Genomic DNA, 21,519 nt, shown 5'->3' with positions numbered 1-21,519 from the left:
CTACAAATCTTCGTTAAAGAATTCCGTCAAATCCGGAATTTCGGTTTTCGGATGTTTCAATGATAAAGCGATTCTGCGTTTTTTGTCGTCCACGTCGAGGATTTTTACGCGGATTTTAGCGCCGGGCTTAAATGTTTCGGACAAGTATTCGGGAATTTCGGATATATGCACCAATCCGTCCGTGAAAGCGTTTATGTCCACAAAAATGCCGAAGTCGGTAACGTTGCGTACCGTTCCCTGCGTAAATGTTCCTGGAATAATATCCGACCAGGCGACGCGTTTGCGATGTTTTACGGAAACCGGCAAATATCTCGCCGCAATTTTTAGCTGGTTTGCTATTTTTCTTTTAATAAAAAACTCGTTTACCGGATTCTCGTCTTTATAACCGTTTATTATATTTTTGTTGCCGATAATATTTTCAAGCGAGCATTTTAGAATATTACACACCGCATCGACAATATGATACATTTGCGGGTGTATTAAAGATTTGTCGTATAAGTTTCCGGCGTTGGGGAATATTACAAACCCTGAAACGTTATTGAAAGCCGCTTCGTTCATTCCGTCGATATCGGCGATGCTTTTTTTAGATTTAAGTATTCCGTCTGTTTTTTTTGTACGCATAATTTCAAGAGTTTCTTGAGAAATGCCGAGATTAAGAAGCAGGCGATCTTTTTTTGAACCTATTTCTATGCCTTGTTTTAATTGTAAAAGCAATAAATTCCGGTCGGTTATTTCTTTTATTTCTTCTTTAGGCAAATATTGCACCGCATGATTTCCTAATAAGACGCTTAAACACTCCGGTTCGCTTATAAGCGCAAGGGGAGCGATTGCACAAATTCCGTAAGCATAAACGTTCTGAATTGTTTTATCAAAATTTTTCACTTGTGATTTTACAAAATCGGTTTTGAGTATTTCCGAGATTTTTTTATTTGACGAAATCCTTGTTATCTTAGGTTTTGAGGCAAGTGCAGTTATTGTAGTTTCTACGACCGAGTTCATAAATTCGCCGCATTTGTCGTCTTCTACAAGAATAAACTCGTCTGCGCTCCACTGTTCAAATGCGCTTCTTATTTTTCCGGAACTAAACGGTTTCCCGTATTGCCGCACAGATTCCGCCGAGGCGCGAAGCAGAGTTCCTTCGTTATCGACGACTATTATGTTTATTAATTCCTGTAAATTTTGTGAAATTATAAGGATATTCTTTTTTGTTCCTTTATTCCTTTGCTTTAACACGTTATAAAGCTGCGACGAAACAGTTCTTGACACCCTCTCGACTGCGCCTTCAAAAATTTCTTCTTTGATTGAATTTTGCGCCATCGGAACTAAAAATTTGTTGCAAGCGTCCGAAATCGCACGGTTTATTATTGGTTCGGCGCTTGAATTTTCACAGGTTAAGAAATTGTGTCTTAAAAGTTCAAGAATGCTTAAAAACGGAGCGATTACGCTAAATTTAATGTTTTTGTTTTTTTCGGCGTCCATTAAAAATAAAATATCGTCGTCGTTTATATCGCTCAAATTGTGTATCCCGATGAATTTATCGTATTTAGCGGTCTTTTTTTTGACCGAAATTTCTATATTTCCGTCTTTGGCGGTTAAATCCCTTACAGAAATTCTCGCATTTTCGTCAAATCCGAAACGGTCGGTTAAAATAGCGGCGGCTCCGTCAATAACATCGTCAATCGTGTTAAGATTTTTTTCAGAAGACAAATACTTTTCGGCTTCTTTTTCTATGTCTCCGCAATAATTATCATAAAATAAATTCGCAAGAGGCAGAAGTCCGTTAACAATCGCCGTTCTGCCTTTGGATTGAGAATTTATTTTGAACGACGCGACAATATCGTCAATCTCCGTTTTGGAAATACTTAACGATATGTTATCTTCCATGCCGTCGTTGTATTTTTCGGCGCTTTTAAGAATTTTCCTTGCCTGAGTTTTTAACGATTCGAGTTTTTTTTGCAGATCTAAAAATTTGTAAATTTCACAAACGGTTTCAATTCCGCAAATTGAGACGTTAGGCACATATTCCGACATAAAATATATAGAATACCCTCTTTCATGGTGAGAGCAAAGCGATAAAGCGGCATCAAATGGAATATGCCATCTATCTTCTATATATCTCGCAAAAATATGCATTCGTAATGACTCCGCAATAAAAAATTATCATTTTTTACGATCGCATTCGACAGGAGTCGAACCTGCGACCTTCGGCTTCGGAGGCCGACGCTCTATCCAACTGAGCTACGAATGCAAAAAACGATATAAACTCGTGGAAAATAGTATTTTTACAATAGAAAAAGCATAATTGGATCATCTTTTTATGTTTTTTAAGTATTTTTGATTTTACGAAGGGCGTATGACAATGTTAAAAATGTATTTAGAAGACGTTAGATGGAACAGTGAAAGTGAACTCAGCGTACTTGTTTTCAGTAATTTAGAATGCAGCGAAACTATGGAATTGTACGTTCCAAGCGCTGTCGGCTTTGATTTATGGGTGACTCTTGACGTTAAAAGAGAAGACGGCGATATGCCGTATTTCGGTATTATGGATATTATTTCGCAAATTGACGGCGAATTCATAATGTTGTTTGTCGGCAAAAACCAAGCGCCCGAAACGATTATGGCTAAACTTGAAATAACCGGCGTACAATTCGAGGTGGAAATGACGGTCAAAGACGCGGTCACAATCGCAATATTACAAGATTTGCCGATATATTTTGACAAAAGTCTGAGAAATAAAGATAAATTATCGCTTTCTCAGAAATTATTTCGCAAAAAAATTTCTGAGATAACAAGATACTCTTTTTGAAAAAGTCTCTTGAAAACGTTTTTTAGTTTATCCTGCTCTCTAAATAATCGGCGATTTTATTAAGCATATCCGCTTTTTCGCCGAGAAACGCAATTGATTTTTTTGCTTTTGCGGTAAGTTCTTTTGCGTATTCTTTAGATTTTTCAAGCCCGATGATTGACGGATAGGTCGCTTTCTCGTTTTCAACGTCGCTTCCGACTTCTTTCCCTAATTCCTGGGTGGTTGAAGTGATATCTAATATGTCGTCAATGACTTGAAACGCCAAGCCGACCGCGTTTCCGTATTCGGATAACGCCGCAAGAGTTCTAGAATCGGCATTTGCGAGCGACGCTCCTATTATTACCGACGCGCATAAAAGAGCCGCAGTTTTATTGTTATGAATATATTCAATGGTTTTGAGATCGACTTTTTTGCCTTCGGATTCGATATCGACAATTTGTCCGCCGATCATTCCGTTAGTGCCGAGCGCTTTTGAAATTTCTTCAATAATTTTTATATTTCCGGTTCTTGCCATAATTTCGTATGCAAAAATAGCCAAAGCGTCGCCTCCCAAAACAGCGATTCCTTCGCCGAATACTTTATGAGCGGTCGGTCTGCCTCTGCGTAAATCGTCGTCGTCCATGCACGGTAAATCATCGTGAATCAGTGAAAACGTGTGAAGCATTTCGACAGCGCATCCGGCCAAACGCACGTCTTTATTTGCAAATTGTCCGCCGCACGCCTCGTTTGCCGCGAAAACAAGAACGGGGCGAATACGTTTTCCGCCTGCAAAAGTACTGTATCTCATAAGTTTATGTATTGTCTGCGGATATTCGGTTTCTTTGGGAAGAATTTCGTCAAGCGTATCTTCGACAGCCTCGCAACATTTTTCAAGATATTCTTTAATTTCTCTCATAAATAGCTCCTTTTTTTTTACAAATCTAATATTTCTTCTATTAATTTTCCGTTTTTACCTTTTTTCAATTCTGTTATTTTCCCGTTCGCGTCTTCAATAATTTTTCTGCAATTGGCGACGGCGTCAATACCTGTAGAAAACAGAGTAATCGCTTTATCAAGATGAATATCGTCGTCTTCTATTTGCGAAATAATATCTTTGAGAGTTTTTACGCTGTCTTCAAGCGACGGTTCTTTTTTTTCGCTCATTTTACGTTTTTCTTATTTTCTTATAAATTACTAAATTCCCCGATAAAATAATTTATCGCCGTATCTTTCGACAGGAAAATTCGTTTGTTATAAAAAATGAAAATATTGTGTTTACTCGATAATGTTTATACTTAACGTGTCGTTTTGAGAAATCTGTGTAATTCCGGAAACAATAACCGTGTCGTTTTGAGACACTCCTTTTTTTATTAAAATTCTACCTTGCGAAATATGTTCGTATTCGATCGCAGCGTTAAACGCTTTACCGTTTCTTACGATAAAAACCGAACGATTATTGAGCGCCGCCGTAGCCGGAATCGCGATACATTTAAGCGGAGAACCGATTTCCGCCGAAACAATTCCCGACATTCCGTCTTTTACAAAATATTGAGGATTTTCAAAAACGACCTCGGCTGTAAACGCTCCGGTGCTAGGGTCGCTGCCCGCAGGTACCGCAGAAATAATTCCCTTGAGTTCGGCGTTTATCGACGGAATTTTAACGAATGCCGCAGCGCCTTTTTTGATTTGTCCTATTTCTTTCTCGCCAAGCGATATGTTTGCTTTGAGTTTGCTTATATCCGCTATGGATAAAAGCGGCTGTCCTATCGAAATAGTATTGCCGGTCTGAACTATGTCGTTAATATTTGTTATAATCCCGTCAAACGGAGCCGTAATTTTCGTATCTTTAAACGATTTTTGCGCCGAAGCCAAAACGGTTTGCGCCGCTAAAAGATTATTTTTACTTCTGATATATTCCGCTTTGGAAATGCTGTTGGAATTAAACAGTCGCTGACTTGCGGAAAAATTTAATTCCGATTCTTCCACAGCGCCTGCCGCTTGTTTAAGATTAGCCGTTTGAATCGAATTTTCCGTTTCAATCAAAATATTACCGTAATGGACGGTGTCTCCCAATTTTGCCGTTACCGACGATATTGTTCCGGCGGCTTGTGAAACAATCGTAGTTTTTTTGATTCCTTGCAGTAATACGGATGCGGCAATGTCCTTCTGGATCAAAATGTTTTTAACTATAACGGCGTTGACGGGGAACGGTTCTTTTTCGATAACTTTGTCTTGTTTTGTTTTGTTACAAGCGCATAAATATAAAGAAAGGAAAAAAAATAATATAAAAAAATACTTTTTCATGATTTTCACCTGAAATTCATAATCACCGCCGATAAAATAGTATATTTTGCCGCCCATCGCTCAACTTTATTTACATTGACGGCAAAAACGCCTTGCCCGGTGCGCCGTAATCAGCTTAATCCCGCATTCCCTTCAACTGCTCAAACACTGACACTCCGTTTATTTCCGCCCATCCTTCGTCGTTTATTTTGAATATCCTGCGGATATCGGTAATTGATACGTAATTTGGATTTTCTTCCAATAATCCCTGTACTGATTATGAATATACATAAATAAAAAACAAAATCGGAGGGAAACGGGTTTTTTGAAAAAAATCAAAAATAACGAGTTTTCAACAATATGCTTCCGTCTGTGGACGCCCGTATTAATAATGCGTGAGAGTCGTGAAACGGCGGTATAGCGGTAATATATTTTATAAGATTTATCAAAAAAATAAAATAATATCGCACAATACGTTGAAAAGAAAATATATTTGTATTTGGCATGGGATGAAAACACTCAACAGGGAGGTTTTTTGAGAAAGCGGATTAAATGTATTTCTGCCGGAATCGGATTTTTGCTTTTGTTGTGTTCCGCCGCATTTTGTTCGGTGGATATGATGGTGTTGGCGCACGAAACCGATAGCGCTAGGATAGATTCACTTGAAAGACAATTGCCGTTTCTTGAAGCCAAAGTCGCTTCGACGATGAGGAATGGGGCGTCTGCGCCGGTTACTTTCGACGGACAGATACAGCTTCGTTCCCAATTCCACAATTACGGTCGGTTGAAGGATTCTTCATATTTGTACCTTACTCGGCAAGGAGTAATGTTGAATGGAGATAATCCGCTTGTGCGAGTAGGAATTGTCGCTTCACCCGGAAGAAGTACTACTTTGTGGACGACTTTTGGGCTAAATGCGATGTTTTCAGCGTATAATCCGCATCAGTTTTTGGAACCGGAAGGTTTGGATTATGACGGTAGTTGGTATTATGACGTTCAGCACCACAGTAGCGGAAGCGCCGGACGAGGGCTGTCTGTTTATGAAGATATGTGCGCCGGAATTGCAATACGTACGCGTCCGGCGAGTTTTATGCTTAAACTTGGCAGTATGAATTGGATGGAAGCGTCCCCGCTTTCTATTTGGAGCGCGTCTCCGAAAATGTTTGCATGGGAATATTTGCCTTACGAAGAAGAAGAACCGGTTGGAAATTACTACAGTAACAAAATAACAAATTTGGAACAAGTCGGACGCGGCGTTTGGAATAAAAGAGCGTTTCAGGGCATTGATTTTTCGGTTATCGATTTGCCTTGGGGGCTTCGCGGATTTTTTCTTTTCGGCATAGGAAATCCTTACGATATGACGCATCGTTATCACATGGATATGGCGGTGGATTTGGGTTATGCGGGCGACGAAGGTTCGATTGTAGAAAGCGGAATCGGAGATTCTTACCGCAAATTCGTTTTTTATCGTTTGAGTAAACGTCTTGAAAATCATGATATTACTATAGGCGTCAATAACGGATATGTTCACGTTAACGACGATATTATTTACGCCGGTTATAATTATGGAAATCTGTTTAACCAAAAGTTTAATATCGGGCGTTACGGTTCGGAATGGATAAACACGGCGACAAACGAAAGAGACGTTATCCTTTCTAAAGACAGGTTAGATAAGATAGCCGGATGGGGAAAAGATGCGAAAGTCGAATCGCTCGGGGAAGGGTTTTTAGTCGCGCCGCGGATTCTTACGATTGACACTAAAGGAAGCATAGGCAAAAATTTCAGTTTCGGATTGGATTTGGGAATGTCGTGGATTGACACTCAATTTATAAAAATCGACCCGAAATCGTACGACTATAGCGATAATCCTGCGGATGACATTTATGACGCTGAAGATGGTGAATACGGTTCAAGCGGTACGTCGTGTAATCCGGGAAGAATTTTGAGTAAAAGAAAAGAAACGAGTTCGCCTGATTTTGCCGCTTATGGAAATATGACTTATAATTGGGCGCGAATTCAGGGAAGCATAGAAATGCTTTTAGCGGGTGATAATTTTTATTCGCCTTATTCTATGGTAAACAATACCGACGCGTTTTGGGCGTTCGGTTCGAATATGGTCGGAACGCAGGCTTTTCAAAATATGGAAGCGGCGGAATATTCCAAAAATCTGCGTTCTCTGAAACTTACTCTTGTTCCGAAAACTCCGTCTTGGCACGGACACTTGAAATTCGGTTACCAGTTGAACTCGCAAAACAAGGAAGCGCGGGACATTCTGGTTTTACCGTACCGCTTAAACGGCGCAACTCTGCATTCGACGCTTAATCATTGGTACAGCAAATGGGGGCTGGGAACGATTACGGAAGGATATGATTTTATGAATCACCAAGGCGGAGTGGATAATGTCGGATCTTTGGCGAAGCATACGCAAAATCGTTTCGGCGATCAGAGCTATACGGCGGACAACGCTCCTCATAAAGGCGGTATGCGTTCCGATTTTGACGCCGTGAGTGAAATTGTCGTTCCTTTTGAATCTGCGGAACAAGTAATCTTTAATTATTTTTCCGGCAGTACGGTTGTCGGGACATATAGAGATTTGAGAAATATTTGGCATTCCGGTTCCGAATCAAGCGGCGAATTATCGTATGAACACGGCAAATTTATAGATGCTGTCGGAAGAATAAATGCGGCGAATACGGGTAACGGTATAAGAGTCAGCGATAAAGACGGGAATAATTATTACAAAATAGACGAAAATACCGTTACTGCCGATGGGCGTGCGGATCTCGTTATTAGTGACGAAGACGGCAATGTTGTAAAAACGAAAAATGTTTCGCTTGTAAGCAACTCGGGATTTGTTCCCGTATCGATAAAGAAAAGTTTTGATTTCAATGTTGACTGGGCTTTGAATATCGCAAAGTACATCGGCTACAAAAACAGTTTGATTTTGTCGCTTTATTATGAAGTAAACGGAGTTACGCGAAACGGTATTATGCCGATCGCGTTTACGTCCAAAGACGACAAAGACGACAAAACGTTACTTGTATCGCATTATTTAAGGAGCGAACCTACGATCGGAATAACTAAAAAATTTTACATTACGTCTTTGGTAGGTTTTGAGAAATGGCTGAGCGGAAAAACTTGGACGGGCGAATATGAATACGATAACGGAAGCAGTTCGCAATACGGGCTTTTGAACGTAGGCGAGGGCGCAGGCGCAGTCGCAGAGTCTTATACTCTTACGGGAATTAAGCAAAGCCGTCTTGAAATCAACGATTTGGCTTTGGGTATAGGGTTTGACTGGGATATGATGAAAAGAGTGTCTATGCACGGACGTTACAAATGGCTAAAACACAACGATGTGAATATGCCGTTTAATAATTTTACAGGTAACGTCGTTTCACTTGAATTAAAAGCGTTTTTCTAATAGAGGAGATTAAAAAAATATGAGAAGAGTAAATTTAGTTAATGGTATTTTGTTGGTTTGCGGATTGTCGGCGGCTGTTTTGGCCGATATTGAACCTATTAAAGGAAATGATTCGCAACGCCTTGATTCGCTTGAAGCGCAATTAAAACCGCTTTATGCGAAATCCGGGATTTATTTCGGCGGGAATTTTTATTCCAGAGCGTTGAGTTCAAAAATAGACGGAAACCTTGTTAAGGATATGACCGCAAAAACCACAGAAGACATTCTTTATACCGGCCTTGATTTGAGCGTTAACGCTCGTCCTCTTGACGTGATAGGCGCAACGGCGATTGTTCGCATGTATGAGGATTGGCGCAACATGTTTGGAAGTATGGCGAATCCGCTCACTCTTCGTTGGATTAGCATTGACGGAAACGCGAAAGATTTTTTCACTTACAATATCGGCGATTTCACACAAAAATATTCAAAATATACGCTTTGGACGCCGCAGCCGGAAATTATGTTTGAGCCGACGGTTTTTGCCCGCCAAAGAGACATCGCAATGGGTGAAGAATTTTTAGGCGATAACAATAGAATTATGCAGGGCGCGAATTTTAATTTCGGCGCGAAAGTCGCTCCGGGATTGCAAGAGTTGAAAATCGGCGGTTTTGCCGTTCGTCTTCGTCAGGTTGGAAAAGAAATAGGTGATGATGTTACGACTCCGCTGGGGGTTGACGGGTATGGCTTAAGTATGGACAGATACGCTTTCGCTTTTAACGCCGATATGAAATTTGTTCCAGGAACGTTGCTTGGCGGAACCTTTTTGTATATCGGCGACGCTAAACGCACTTCTAAAGAAAGCGACCCAAATACATGGAATAATGCGAACGACGACATAGTTTTTTCCGGACGTTTGAGATTGGGAAGCGGATTATTTTCGGCTATTGATTCGGATAAAGTAAATTTCGGTTTGGGCGGTGAATTTGCCGGTTCAAATTATAGGACATACGCTTATAATTCTAAAAATAAAAAGGGCGATGTAGATAAGACGGATTTTGGGTTCGCGTTTAACGGCGGTTTAGACGGGGACTTTAAGTTTGGGAAAAACGGATTAAAACTTGACGCGGGTTTTATTCTTAATCAACAAAACTTTCGTAACGAGTTAGCGCAAAGCCCGTCTCTGTATAACCGCAATATTCTCAATAGTATGACGCAATCGTTTAATATTTTTGACGCGTTATACACGAGCGTTTTCAGTTATACTCCGGCGGAAGGAGAATTATTGGTGGACGGCGCAGGGATAAAACAACCGATAAAGAAATCGGCTTGGACGCGTGGGACGCTTACTTGGGAAGAAATTCACGACGCATACGAAAACGGCATGATTGAGGAAAATATCAGCGGAGCGATGCCTTTGGGTGACGCGACGCCGAACAGAAGCGGATTTGTCGGCGGTTTGAAATTGGATTTTGTTAATAAGGCGATTTTGCTTGGCGGCGATTTGAAAATTCTCAGCGAATTGCAAAGAGATACTATCTTTTTAGAAAAGACTAAAGAGGCTCAAGATTTCATGGAATTTGTCGGCGGAGCGTCGTTTGATGTGGCGAAATTCGGCAATTGGTGGGCTTATCCGTTTATTCTTTCCGGAAGTTTCAAACATACGTCTGTTGACAATTATCGCGGGCAGTCCGGAAATACGAACGATATTTCATTTATTAACGGCGGTTTGTACTGGAAATTCTGGAAAAGAGCGGCTGTTATGGGCGGTTATCAATTTATAAGCGGTGAAACATTTAATAAAAGTAGTAAAAAGACTGTGACTACGGATCAATCGCAATGGGCGGCCGGATTTGAATATACTGTCACCGAAGGCGGAGTCTTGAATGCGACAATCGGACAGGTAAGTTTCGAAAATTCGGAAGACAAAGGCAAAAACAACTATAAATCGCTTCGTCTTGATTTGAATTTGAGCGTGAAATTCTAAAACGGGAGTCAGAATGGCAAAAAACAGAATAAATGTTTTCTTCACTTTAGGGCTTTTTGGCGCGGTTACGCTGGGCTTTGCAAAACTTGAACCGTTGCCTGAGGTTGTCGAAGCGAGAAAAGCAAAAATAAATTTGATTGAGGCTCAAACAGCCGATACAAATAAATTCATTTTCTTTGAGGAAAATTTTGTAGCGGGCGGGTACGAGTACGTTTATGGCGGCAATACACGCGTTTTCATTCCGGAAGAATCCGGTCATGACGGCGACGTAGCGGTGTGTTTTGAACTTGATCCGGCGGATTATTCTGGCGGCGCCATTGTACTTTACGGCACGGAATACGACTTGAGGGACGTTTTTCCGACGGGTGCTTTGGAGTTTTGGGTTAAGGGTGCGACCGGCGGCGAAAAGGGATTTATAGGTCTTGCCGATAACGAAATGGTAGATGGCGTTAAAACCGAAATTTTATTAGATTTCGATAAATACGGCGGAGTTAAGCCGTATTGGACTCAGATGTCGATTCCTTTGGCGGATTTCGGCAGGCGCGGCGGATATTGGGACGAACGTTTGCAAACCACTATTAAAAGTAATTTTAAGTGGGACTGTGTCAAAGAGTTGCTTGTAGTAACCGACCGAGGTGCGAATAAAAAATTTAAAATTTGGCTTGACAATGTTTATATTGTTAAGAATCGTTATCCAGAGCCTAAGAATCTTTGGGAGCCGTACTGGGACGAAGTAGTGGAGACGATAGAACCGGCTCCGGTAAAACCGGGCGCTGACGTTAAAGAAATAACCGTTATTTATGAAAAAGATTTCAAAGATCCTATGAAGGGTGAAGTTTATGGCGGAAGGACTGCGTTTGCTCAACAAAACACTACGGATCCTGCAGGAAATCCTCACGTTATGGCCGTTTACCTTGATAACGCCGATTATTCCGGCGTTGATTTTAATTGGGGAAAAAATACCGATATGTCTTTACCGCGCAATAATAACGGCGGTATCGGTTTTTGGGCGAAATCCGTTCCCGGCGTAATACAGGTTTTTTTAGGATTAACGGATAATAAGGGCGATGGAAAAAACGTAGGAACGAGCGTTCTGATGAACGATTTCGGAAAACTTGACACTAATTGGAATTATTTTATGATTCCGCTCAAGGAGTTTTCAGACGATGGGGAATACTGGGATGAAAATACAAACGGTACAAAGCACGGGATTATTGATTGGAGTAAAATTATCGGAATGTCGATAACGACCGACAAATATGTCAATCGTATTGCCGTTGAAGATCCGATAAAAGTGTTTTTCTCAAGAATTGCGCTGATAGACAAAGTTCCCGGATACATAGATCCGGACGTTTATTGGGACAATTTTAAGTCGAATGCTCCAGATTTAATTATTAATGACTTTGAAAACGCCGTTGCGGAAGAGTGGATGGCTATAAGCGGAGAAGAATCTGCGCTTGAGGTTAAAATCGTGAGCCAGAACGATCGCGAATTACGCGATAAATACGGCAGATGGCATCTTTTCTTGGATTGGTCGGTTAACGATTGGGTTATGGCGAGTTACGGACTTGCACGAAGGAATTTACCTAAAAACGTTTGCGATTGGTCTAAACATTCGGCAATTTCGTTTGATGCGTTTTCAAACCGCGACGTTGAAAGATTGGGGTTGAAAATCACCGATGAATTTAAAGAAGAGTGGACGGCTATGGTTACTCTAAAACGCGGCTGGAATAATGTAGTAGTTCCTTTCAGAAAGTTTAAAAAATCACCGTATCAGTCGGCTGCGGATGCGACGGTAAACGGCAAACTTGATTTGGGTAACGTGCAAGAATTCAGTTTTGAGCCGTCGGAAATAGGCGTTTCAAGCAAGACGCTTATTGATAATCTTAAATTGACGCAAGAACCAAAAAGTAAATAAGTTTTGGTATTTTCATAAAACACTAGGACGGATAAAAATATTCGCCCTAGTGTTTTATGAAAATATTATTTTGCAAAAAAAGGAAAACTATGCAGAGAATTTCATCAAGAGCCGGAAAAATTTTGCAAGTAAATAGAGACAAAATAAAAATAGAATTGTTTTCAAACGAATTGCCGCAATCTTGTGAAGTAAAAGGTTGCAACGTTTGCAAGTCGCATTCTCCAAAGATAGAAAGAGATTATCCAAAAAGCAATTTTTGCGACGAAATAACAGTAAATGATATTGTGAAAATTGAATGTTTACAGATAAACGACGGAGTTGCCGCCGCTATCGTATTTTTGACTCCGCTTCTGTTTTCGGCGGTTTTTTATTATGTTTCAACTGCGTTAGGTATTTCTTTGCAGAGTGTTTTGTCAATTGTTTTTGCAGTCTTCGGAGGAATTTTCGGCTTTGTCGCGGTAGCGATTTTTGACAAAATCTTTCGTAGATTAAATCCGGCAAAGATTTTCAAAGAATAAAAAGGAATAAAATTGTCGCAGGAAAAATTAAACGAACTTTACAAAAAAATTAACAAGTATGATTCGGCGTATTACGGCAGGGGAGTATCGCTTATTTCCGATCGCGATTACGATTTGCTTTACAAAGAAATGCTTGATTTGGAAGAAAAATTCCCAATTTTTAAAAGTGAGAATTCTCCGAGTACGCGTGTCGGAAACGATTTGACGAGCCGTTTTGCAAAAATTGAACATAAAATTCCCATGATGAGCATTGATAATTCTTACGATGAAAACGATGTGAGCCGGTGGATAAATAATCTTTACGAATCTTGCCGAACGAAAGAAATTTCAGTTTGCGGAGAAATGAAAATAGACGGAGTTTCGTGTTCGTTAATTTATGAAAACGGGAAATTTACAAAAGCGGTTACGCGGGGAAACGGCGAGCGCGGAGACGATATTACCGCAAACGTAAGAACTATAAAAAGTATTCCGCTTGAAGTGAAAACGGTCGATGATTTTGAGGTTCGCGGCGAATTATACATGAAATTTAACGATTTTGAAACGTTAAACAAACAAGCGGAAGAGGACGGTAAAGAACCGTTTGCAAATCCGCGAAACACAACCGCCGGAACTATAAAATCGCTTTCTCCAAAAGAAGTAGCCAAACGCAAAATCTCGTTTCTTGCGTATTACCTGGTTGCAAATTTCGGATTCAATACGCATATTGAACATTTGCAAAAACTTAATGAACTTGGATTTCCTGTTGTAGAGCATAGCGGCGCACTGAAAAATTTTGACGAAATCATTAATTTTATAAATTTTTATAGAGAAAAACGAAAAGACTTGTCTTATCCGATTGACGGAATAGTATTTAAGTTGAACGAATTGTATTTTTACGAAAAAGTAGGTGCGACCGTTAAATCGCCGAAGTGGGCGATAGCGTTCAAATACGAGCCGGAACAAGCGCAGACAAAAATTTTGGCGATAGACTTGCAGGTTGGGCGGACAGGAATTATAACTCCGGTCGCACGGTTTGAACCTGTGGAACTTTCCGGAACGAAAGTAAGCAATGCGACTTTGCATAATTTTGATGAAATATCGCGTCTTGAAATTGACGTCGGCGCGGTTGTGAAAGTCGAGAAAAGCGGTGAAATTATTCCGAAAATCATTGAGACCGTGAGCAAAACCGGAACAATTTTTGAAACGCCGAATGTTTGTCCGGCATGTAAAAACGATGTAGTAAAAATTGACGACGAAGTCGCGATTCGCTGTTCAAATAAGGAATGCAGCGCCGTTAAATCTGCGGCGTTAGAGTGGTTTGTCTCGAAAAATGCGATGAACGTCGATGGAATAGGACCGTCCGTTATCAAACAATTGGTGGATAAAAATTTAGTTTCGGATTTCGCGTCCATATTTGCGCTTTCTAAAGACGATTTTCTGAAATTGGACGGGGTAAAAGAAAAATCGGCGGATAATTTGTTTTCGGCGGTTCAAAATTCAAAAACAGCAGGGCTTTCAAAAGTAATTTCAGCGGTAGGAATCGCACTTGTAGGCAGTCAGACGGCGAAACTTATAGCGCGAGAATTCAAAAATTATGAAAACCTGATAGACGCAAAAATTGATGATTTTCTTAAAATAGATTCCATAGGAAAAGAAATAGCTAAATCGGTTGAGAACTATTTTGCAGACGCGGAAAATAGAAAATTGTTTGAAAGGTTTGCGCAATACGGTGTTTTACTTTGCGAAGCGACGGACGAAAATACCGGAAAATTGGAAGGTAAAACTATTGTTCTAACCGGAACTTTGAGTATTAGTCGCGAAGAAGCGGTGCAAATTCTTGAAAAACACGGCGCAAAAATCGCAAATTCCGTCAGCAAAAAGACGTCTTTGGTCGTTGCCGGTGAAAACGCGGGAAGCAAGTTAAACAAAGCAAAAGGATTTGGCATCAAAATTGTTACAGAAGAGTTTTTATATGGATTATAACTTTTTAACTCCGTTAACAAGTAAAGAAATTAAATCTTCAACCGCTTTTTCTATATAGCCTATTTTCTCATCTTTTATCCATCCGAGCATGACGGCTGTGATTATTGAATCAATCACCCTGCAAAGCGAAATATTGGGGAATGAAGACGTAATTTCATCTTTTTCTTTCGCCCACAGAATAATTTTACTAAGTCCTTGTTCGTAGTATTTGTCTCTTTGGCAAATTAAATAGGTATGTTTATTTTTTCTTTGGCTTTCAAATACTTCAAGCAAATTCATAGACATGGTAAAATTAAAATGCCGCTGGAATGTTTTAAAAGCCAAAAACGAGTATCTGCGAATGTTTTCTTCAAACGACTGCATTTCGTTAATCGAATATTCGATCGAATTTTGTAATTTATCAATAAAATTGTTAATTTCGCGAATATATAAATTATAAATAATTGATTCTTTATTCTGATAGTAGTTATATAGAGCGGCTTTTGAAAAACCTGCTTCAACGGCTATATCTTCAAGATTTGTATCATATATTCCTTTTCTTGAAAATACCGTTAACGCCGCGTTCAGAATAAATTCGCTTTTGCTATCCCTTATTTTTGAGATTCTTACCTCTTTTTTTTCTTCCATATTAAAATAAATTCCTTTCAAATTTGTTTTTCAAAATCAGGGCGTATTTTATACGCCCTGAAAAGATTTCCTTTTTTACAATACTTCGTCTTCGTGTTTTGGAGCTGTCCATACGTAAAGTACTGGAATTACAAAAAACGTAAGCATTGTAGAAATTATAACGCCGCCGATAGCGGTTATCGCAAACGGCGCTCTGAAAGTTCCGCCCGCACCCAATCCCAGCGCCATTGGGATCATAGAAACCACTATTGCGATGTTGGACATTAATATCGCTTTGAGTTTTGTTCCGGCTGCTTTGACTATCGCATCGTGAGGTGAAATATGGTTTTCATTTCTAAGCTGCCGAGCGTAATCTATCATCAAAATAGCGTTATTTACCACGACGCCTATCAGCATGATTACGGACAGCATCGAAATCATCGAAAGCGTACTGTGTGTGATGAAAAGCGCCCAAATAACTCCGATTAAACCGAGCGGTAAAGTCATAAAAATCACTATTCCCATCGGAATTGATTCCAAAAGCGCGATAAGCAGCATAAGCGTCAACGCTACCGCCAAAGCCGCCGCAATGGCAAGTTGCCCCATCGTTTCATCGACAAAATCCTGATTCCCTGCGGTTTTATAGGTATATTCTTCCGGTAGCGGCGCTTTTTCTGCAAGCATTTTAAGAACTTGCGGCGTCTTCGTTCCCATTGCGATGTCTCTTGAAACCGCGTTTGCCGTAACGTTCAACATTTTTTGTTTATTGATACGGGTGATTTGTGAAACGCTTGCCGCATATTCTACGTTTGCAATAACTTCAAGCGGAACCATTCCTTTGGGAGTCATAATGTTCATAGTCGCAATGTCGCGAATATCTTTTCGGGAATTTTCGTCCAAACGGACACGAATCGGATATTCTTCACCTTCTTCACTGTATTTTGCCGTTTCTTCACCCGTAACGTTATAGCGTAAAATTCCGCCGACAATTTGTCCGGAAATCGACGATGAAATATTTCCCATAAGTCCGTAATGTTCCATAATTTCGCGTTTAGGCGTTATCAAAATTTCGGGTTTTGCGCCTTTCCACGATGAATTGAAATCTGTAAGTTCGTTGTCGGTTTCTAAAAATTTTAACGCCGTTTCTGCAAGTTGTGCAAGCGTATCCATATTGTTGCCCAGAATTTGAATTTCCAAATCCGTCGATGATTGTCCCCTGTTCATACCGCTTGCCGCCGCAACCATAATTTTTGCGTCCGGGATGTCGGCAATTTTGGGACGAACTTGCCTGACCATTCGGAATACGTCAATGTCTCTCTCGGCAAGCGGAACTAGTTCTATACGGATTTCTCCGCTTTGTACTCCGGAACTAATCCCTTGTTTGCCTATGGAACTTGATATCGCTTTTAGATAGGGCAGGTCTTTGAGTTTATCTTCTATTTTAACAAGCACGTCTTGAGTGACGGACATAGGGGTTCCTACCGGAAGTTCAACCGAAATGTTGATGAATCCTTCGTCCGTATGGGGCATAAAATCCACCCCTATTTTTGAAGCGACGACTTTCATGGTGAAAATTAACAACAGAAAAGTAAAAACGACTATTCCGATCTTGACTGTTCTATTGTTCAACGCTTTGTCAAGCATATTTTCATATTTTTTATCAAGTCCGGAAATAAACTTGTCGATAGCGTGCGCGTGTTCCTTGCCCTCTTCTTTGGGCTTAAGCATAAACGCAGCCATAATCGGTACGAGCGTAAAACTCAATATTAAGGAAGCGACGGTTGCGAAAACGATTGTTAACCCCAATTCCTTAAAAATTGAACCGGTCATTCCGGTCGTACTCGCTATCGGTATAAATACCGCCAAATTTGTAAGGGTGCTTGCCAAAACCGCGACAAAAATTTCGTCCGTTCCCGCAAGTGCGGCGTGATGAGGATCTTTACCCATATTTCTGTGCCGCATAATGTTTTCAAGTACGACTATGGCGTTTGTTACCAAAATTCCGACGACGATAGTCAAAGACATCATCGTTACCATATTCATAGAAAATCCCATAGCGTCCATACCGATAAATCCCATTATCAGAGAAATCGGCATAATTACGGCGGCGATAATAGTGAGGCGGAAATCCGAAAGAAATATCAATAAAATTATCGCCGTAAGCAGAATGCCCTGCCAGATATTCGAATAAGTGTCGCTGACCGCTTCGCTGATAAAGTTCGACTGATCCGTTACGATTTCAAGGCGCATGCCTTGCGGCAGTTCTTTTCTCTGTTTTTCAAGAGTTTTAATAACTTTCTTCGCCGTCGCAACCGTGTTTGCATCGCCGGATTTTGTAATGGAGAATTCCACCGACTGTTCTCCTTGAAATCTTGCCGCTTCACGAACGTCCGCATACGAATCGCTTACTTTGGCTATTTCGTTGAGCCGAACGTTATATCCGCCGGGAGTAGGTACTTGGATTTGTTCTATTTCTTCGATAGTACGAAATTTTCCGTCAAATTTTACGGAATATTCCTTGAGTTCTCCGGTAACGTAACCGATAGGAACAAGAGCGTTTTGCATGGTAAAAACCGGATATACGTTAAATATCGACAAGTTATGAGCCGCTAATTTTTCGGCGTTAAGCGTTACGTGAATTTCTCGTTCTCGTCCGCCGGAAATCGTCGCCTGTGCGACGCCTACGACTTGCCCGAATTTGTCTTTAAGTTGTTTATCGGCATAAGTTCGCAATTCTATAGGCGATATGGTCGAATCTCCCAATAGCGCTATCGTCATTATAGGCATGGCGGAAAAATCAATCTTTGCAATCGCCGGTTCTTTAACGTCTTCGGGAAGCAAAGACATAATCTGGCTTACCTTGTCTTTTACTTCTATAGCCGCAAAATCCGCATTTATGTCGGTATTGAATTCAAGCACAATTACGCCTGCGTTTTCCATACAATACGATGTCATATTTTTGATGCCGGAAATCATCCCTACTTGATCTTCTACCGGTTTTATTACGTTCAATTCGACTTCTTCGGGACCTGATCCCGGATAAATAAATTGAATCGTAACATACGGCAATTCTATATTTGGCATTCTGTCGGTAGGCAATTTTTGCCACGCGACCAGACCGAAAAGTGAAACCGCCAATATAACCATTATCATCATCAGCGGACGCTGAATACTTGTTTTCGCAATACTCATTATTTTCTCCTTAAAATGCTTATCTGGACAAACGTTTTTTTATTCGTCATTTTTTTGCTCCGTAATGTTCACTTTCTTACCGTCCGAAAGCAAAGTCGCACCCGAGACGACGAATCGCTCTTTTTCTTTAAGTCCGGAAATAATTTCCAAATTACTTCCGCTGTTTATTCCCGGTTCCACTTGCCTTAAAACAGCCGTTTCACCGTTTATTACGAACACCCCTGGCTTTCCTGCTTTGTAAACTACCACATCTATGGGAACGCTTATCGCGTCAGTTTTTTCTTCGATTATAACGAAAATTTCTTTAAACATTCCGACTTTGAGTTTGTTGTTCGGATTTGGAAATTCAAAAGTTACGCGAAAACCGTGATTTTGCGCGATTCCGCCGACCGCAACGCTTGTCGCCCGTCCCCAAAGCGTGTCTTTGTCGCCGACAAGAACGAACGCTTTTTGTCCGTTTGAGTATTTATTAATATTCAATTCGTTAACCATCGCGTCAACTTTAATCCTTGAAAAATCCGCCATATGCGCAATTTGGGTTCTTGCGTCTATTTTAGTTCCTTCGGATTGATAAATTTCTAATATTACGCCGTCAAACGGAGCGCGTACAAATTCGGCTGCGTTTGCTCCTTTAAGCCCTTTTAACGCGTTTTCGTAATTAACTCTAGCGCCTTCAATCTGTTCCAAAGTCGCAGCGCCTTCTTCCTGCAATTTTCGGACTCTTTCGTACATTCTTTCCGCATAATCGTAATTAGCCTGTGCGGCGCTTCGCGGCGAACCGTCCTCGAAATACATACTCGCGATAACGTCGCCTTCTTTAACACGTTGTCCGGTTTTGACGGAAATTTTTTGCAGAGTTCCGCTCATCGCGTTCGTCAAATACGATTGCCTGATTCCTTCCGTCGTGCCGCTCGTTTTTTCTACATGGCGCACAACACTTTTTTTTGCCGTTGAAACAGTCACGGGAATCCCTTGTACCGCTTGAATTTCCTGAATTGTCTGCGATTTTTCTTTCGCTTCGTCTTTTTTCCCGCACGATGTTAAAGCGATAGCCGCCGCGGCGACAATTACCGTCATTTTAAAACTTCTCATTTTCTAAACTCCTCTTTTTTAATTTCCTATTGAGATTAAATCTTCACTTCCTATCAATTTTTCAATATTCATAACCGCCGAATTGATGCCGAAAATTGCGCTGTTATACGCTGTTTTGGCTCCTCTGTTATTCTGTTCGCTGTTGTTCAATTCCAACTGCGTAATTTGCCCCAGTTCAAACGACAATTTGGAAATCCTAAGCCCTTGTTCTGTAAGCGCGATCATCTGCGCCGTCCTCGCCAATTCTTCTTTTGCTACCGCTAAATCCTCAAACGCTGCGCTCAAAGCAAGTCGAAGTCCGCGCTCGGCTTCAATCTCTTGTTTATCCAACTTTAATTCTTCGAATTTTGCCTGACGGAGTTTGTTTTTGCGTTGCCCGCCGTTGAAAATCGGGATTTGAACTCCCACGCCGACTTTAAAATCCCACTGCCAGCTTCCAGAGTCTGCAAATTCGTCGCCGTTATCAAACAAATTATGCTGTCCGATGCTTGCAAACGCTCCAATCATCGGAAGATAATCGGTTTTGGTCAAGTGCGTTTGTTCTGTTTGCAACATTTTTGCCTGCGAAAGCAATTTGAGCGACGAATTATTTTGCCGCATTTTCTCCCAAGCCGCGTCTTCCGTCATATCAAACTGCGGCACGATCAAGCTGTCGCTCAAAATAATTTTCTTATCGTCAAGCGAAGCCGCCGTCATCAACGTTTCCATCGTTAATTTTTCATTTTTTTGCGCGTCGCGAAGCCGTGAAATCGCCTGTTGCTGCTCATATCTTGCGTTTAGCGTATCAAGTGCGCTTCCCTTGCCGGTCTCAAACCGCGCTTTCGCTATTCTGTACGACTCCTCTGCAATAATTAACGCATCCTGTTGAATTACCGCGTTTTGTTGAGCCAAAAGCGCGGAATTGTATGCGTTTATAATGTTTTGCGAAAGTTCCAATTGTTCGCCTCTGTATTTTTCTTCAAGCGTTTCAAGAGAGATTTCGGCGATTTTCAATCCGGTTTTTACTTTTCCCTGTGCAAAAATCGGCTGCGTTGCCTTTACTTCCCACTGCAAGGTATTTTTGACGCTCATAGCGCCTAAAGCGCCTGAAATCCCATCTAACGCTCCGGCTAAGACTCGGTCTGCATTACTAGGTTCCATTCCGTCAACCACCTCGGAAACACTCGGTCTATCTTCCTTTTCTCCATTCAAATTCGGAGCAAGAACATAATTTATCGCTCCGTTAATGTCCGGAAGCGCTTTCCCATAGTATTCTTTCCGCATGTAAACTATCCGTTCGTGTTCGGCTTCAAGTTGAGCCAAACTTTCGGAGTTTTTGAAAGCATACCTTATCACATCGCTTCTGCTCATTGCTCTTTGTCCGTCATTCGGCTTTGACGACGATTCCGGAGCATCTGAAAATACGGACGTTGAAAGTACGGCTGCCGTAAGCGCCGTCAAAATTTTTCTTCTCATCTATCCTCTCTTTCATAAAAATTGTATCGTTCTCGTAATTTCCATATTAAAATAACACATGTTTTCGACTAAATGTACAAAAAACTGACTTTAGAGTCATTTTTTTGTAAAAAAGGTCAGAAATTGTAATTTTTCGTGTACCGTAGCAAGCATAATCAAAACTCCTGCAACCACAAATTTAACAAAATCTTTATATGGATTTATCCTTCTATAATATTAGACGAGCGAACTTGGAAAATATTTTATGCTTGTTGAAATTATTTTTATATTTTGTTTCTCCGTTTCATAAAACTTTCCATTTCCATATCAAAAACTATGTGC

At 40.7% G+C, this 21,519-nt stretch carries 14 protein-coding genes and 1 tRNA gene; 6 read left to right on the top strand and 9 right to left on the bottom strand.

Annotation, left to right across the window (positions count from 1 at the left end; translation table 11 throughout):
* Together LBH98_09895 and LBH98_09890 are read right to left on the bottom strand one after the other, a co-directional pair.
* Window positions 1-2,133 (bottom strand): S1 RNA-binding domain-containing protein, encoded by a 2,133-nt coding sequence (locus LBH98_09895; protein ID MDR0305058.1) that lies wholly within the window; start codon window positions 2,131-2,133, stop codon window positions 1-3.
* A 41-nt stretch (window positions 2,134-2,174) separates the two neighbouring features.
* Window positions 2,175-2,248, bottom strand: a tRNA-Arg gene (locus tag LBH98_09890).
* 105 nt (window positions 2,249-2,353) lie between these two features.
* On the opposite strand from LBH98_09890, the gene LBH98_09885 reads away from it, so the two are divergent.
* Window positions 2,354-2,806: a hypothetical protein gene (locus tag LBH98_09885; protein MDR0305057.1), complete on the top strand. Its 453-nt coding sequence runs from the start codon at window positions 2,354-2,356 to the stop codon at window positions 2,804-2,806.
* Window positions 2,807-2,828: 22 nt separating this feature from the next.
* Here LBH98_09885 and LBH98_09880 read toward each other — a convergent pair whose 3' ends face one another.
* From LBH98_09880 to LBH98_09870, 3 genes are all read right to left on the bottom strand, one after another.
* The gene (locus LBH98_09880) at window positions 2,829-3,701 is read right to left on the bottom strand and encodes a polyprenyl synthetase family protein (GenBank protein ID MDR0305056.1); all 873 of its coding nucleotides are present in this window, start codon (window positions 3,699-3,701) and stop codon (window positions 2,829-2,831) included.
* 17 nt (window positions 3,702-3,718) lie between these two features.
* Window positions 3,719-3,949 (bottom strand): exodeoxyribonuclease VII small subunit, encoded by a 231-nt coding sequence (gene xseB, locus LBH98_09875; GenBank protein ID MDR0305055.1) that lies wholly within the window; start codon window positions 3,947-3,949, stop codon window positions 3,719-3,721.
* Between the two features lie 111 nt (window positions 3,950-4,060).
* Window positions 4,061-5,146 (bottom strand): efflux RND transporter periplasmic adaptor subunit, encoded by a 1,086-nt coding sequence (locus tag LBH98_09870; GenBank protein ID MDR0305054.1) that lies wholly within the window; start codon window positions 5,144-5,146, stop codon window positions 4,061-4,063.
* 457 nt (window positions 5,147-5,603) lie between these two features.
* Here LBH98_09870 and LBH98_09865 point away from each other — a divergent pair, with 457 nt between their 5' ends.
* From LBH98_09865 to ligA, 5 genes are all read left to right on the top strand, one after another.
* Window positions 5,604-8,492 (top strand): hypothetical protein, encoded by a 2,889-nt coding sequence (locus LBH98_09865; GenBank protein ID MDR0305053.1) that lies wholly within the window; start codon window positions 5,604-5,606, stop codon window positions 8,490-8,492.
* Window positions 8,493-8,511: 19 nt separating this feature from the next.
* The gene (locus tag LBH98_09860; protein ID MDR0305052.1) at window positions 8,512-10,455 is read left to right on the top strand and encodes a hypothetical protein; all 1,944 of its coding nucleotides are present in this window, start codon (window positions 8,512-8,514) and stop codon (window positions 10,453-10,455) included.
* Window positions 10,456-10,468: 13 nt separating this feature from the next.
* Entirely contained in the window at window positions 10,469-12,373 is a 1,905-nt protein-coding gene (locus tag LBH98_09855) for a hypothetical protein (protein ID MDR0305051.1), read from the top strand.
* A gap of 89 nt (window positions 12,374-12,462) precedes the next feature.
* Window positions 12,463-12,891, top strand: coding sequence for a SoxR reducing system RseC family protein (locus LBH98_09850; GenBank protein MDR0305050.1), 429 nt, complete (start codon window positions 12,463-12,465; stop codon window positions 12,889-12,891).
* Between the two features lie 12 nt (window positions 12,892-12,903).
* Entirely contained in the window at window positions 12,904-14,853 is a 1,950-nt protein-coding gene (gene ligA, locus LBH98_09845) for an NAD-dependent DNA ligase LigA (GenBank protein MDR0305049.1), read from the top strand.
* Here ligA and LBH98_09840 read toward each other — a convergent pair.
* From LBH98_09840 to LBH98_09825, 4 genes are all read right to left on the bottom strand, one after another.
* Window positions 14,848-15,480, bottom strand: a complete 633-nt coding sequence (locus LBH98_09840; protein ID MDR0305048.1) for a TetR/AcrR family transcriptional regulator — start codon at window positions 15,478-15,480, stop codon at window positions 14,848-14,850. The genes ligA and LBH98_09840 overlap by 6 nt on opposite strands.
* 75 nt (window positions 15,481-15,555) lie before the next feature.
* On the bottom strand, window positions 15,556-18,651 hold the full coding sequence (locus LBH98_09835; protein MDR0305047.1) for an efflux RND transporter permease subunit: 3,096 nt from the start codon (window positions 18,649-18,651) through the stop codon (window positions 15,556-15,558).
* Window positions 18,652-18,690: 39 nt separating this feature from the next.
* The gene (locus LBH98_09830; protein ID MDR0305046.1) at window positions 18,691-19,743 is read right to left on the bottom strand and encodes an efflux RND transporter periplasmic adaptor subunit; all 1,053 of its coding nucleotides are present in this window, start codon (window positions 19,741-19,743) and stop codon (window positions 18,691-18,693) included.
* Window positions 19,744-19,761: 18 nt separating this feature from the next.
* Window positions 19,762-21,198 (bottom strand): TolC family protein, encoded by a 1,437-nt coding sequence (locus LBH98_09825; protein MDR0305045.1) that lies wholly within the window; start codon window positions 21,196-21,198, stop codon window positions 19,762-19,764.
* Between the last annotated feature and the right edge of the window lie 321 nt (window positions 21,199-21,519).

It is taken from the genome of Chitinispirillales bacterium (assembly GCA_031254455.1).
GTDB lineage: Bacteria > Fibrobacterota > Chitinivibrionia > Chitinivibrionales > Chitinivibrionaceae > WRFX01.
Note: the sequence above shows the minus strand (reverse complement) of the source record. Positions and strands in the feature narration are given on the sequence as shown.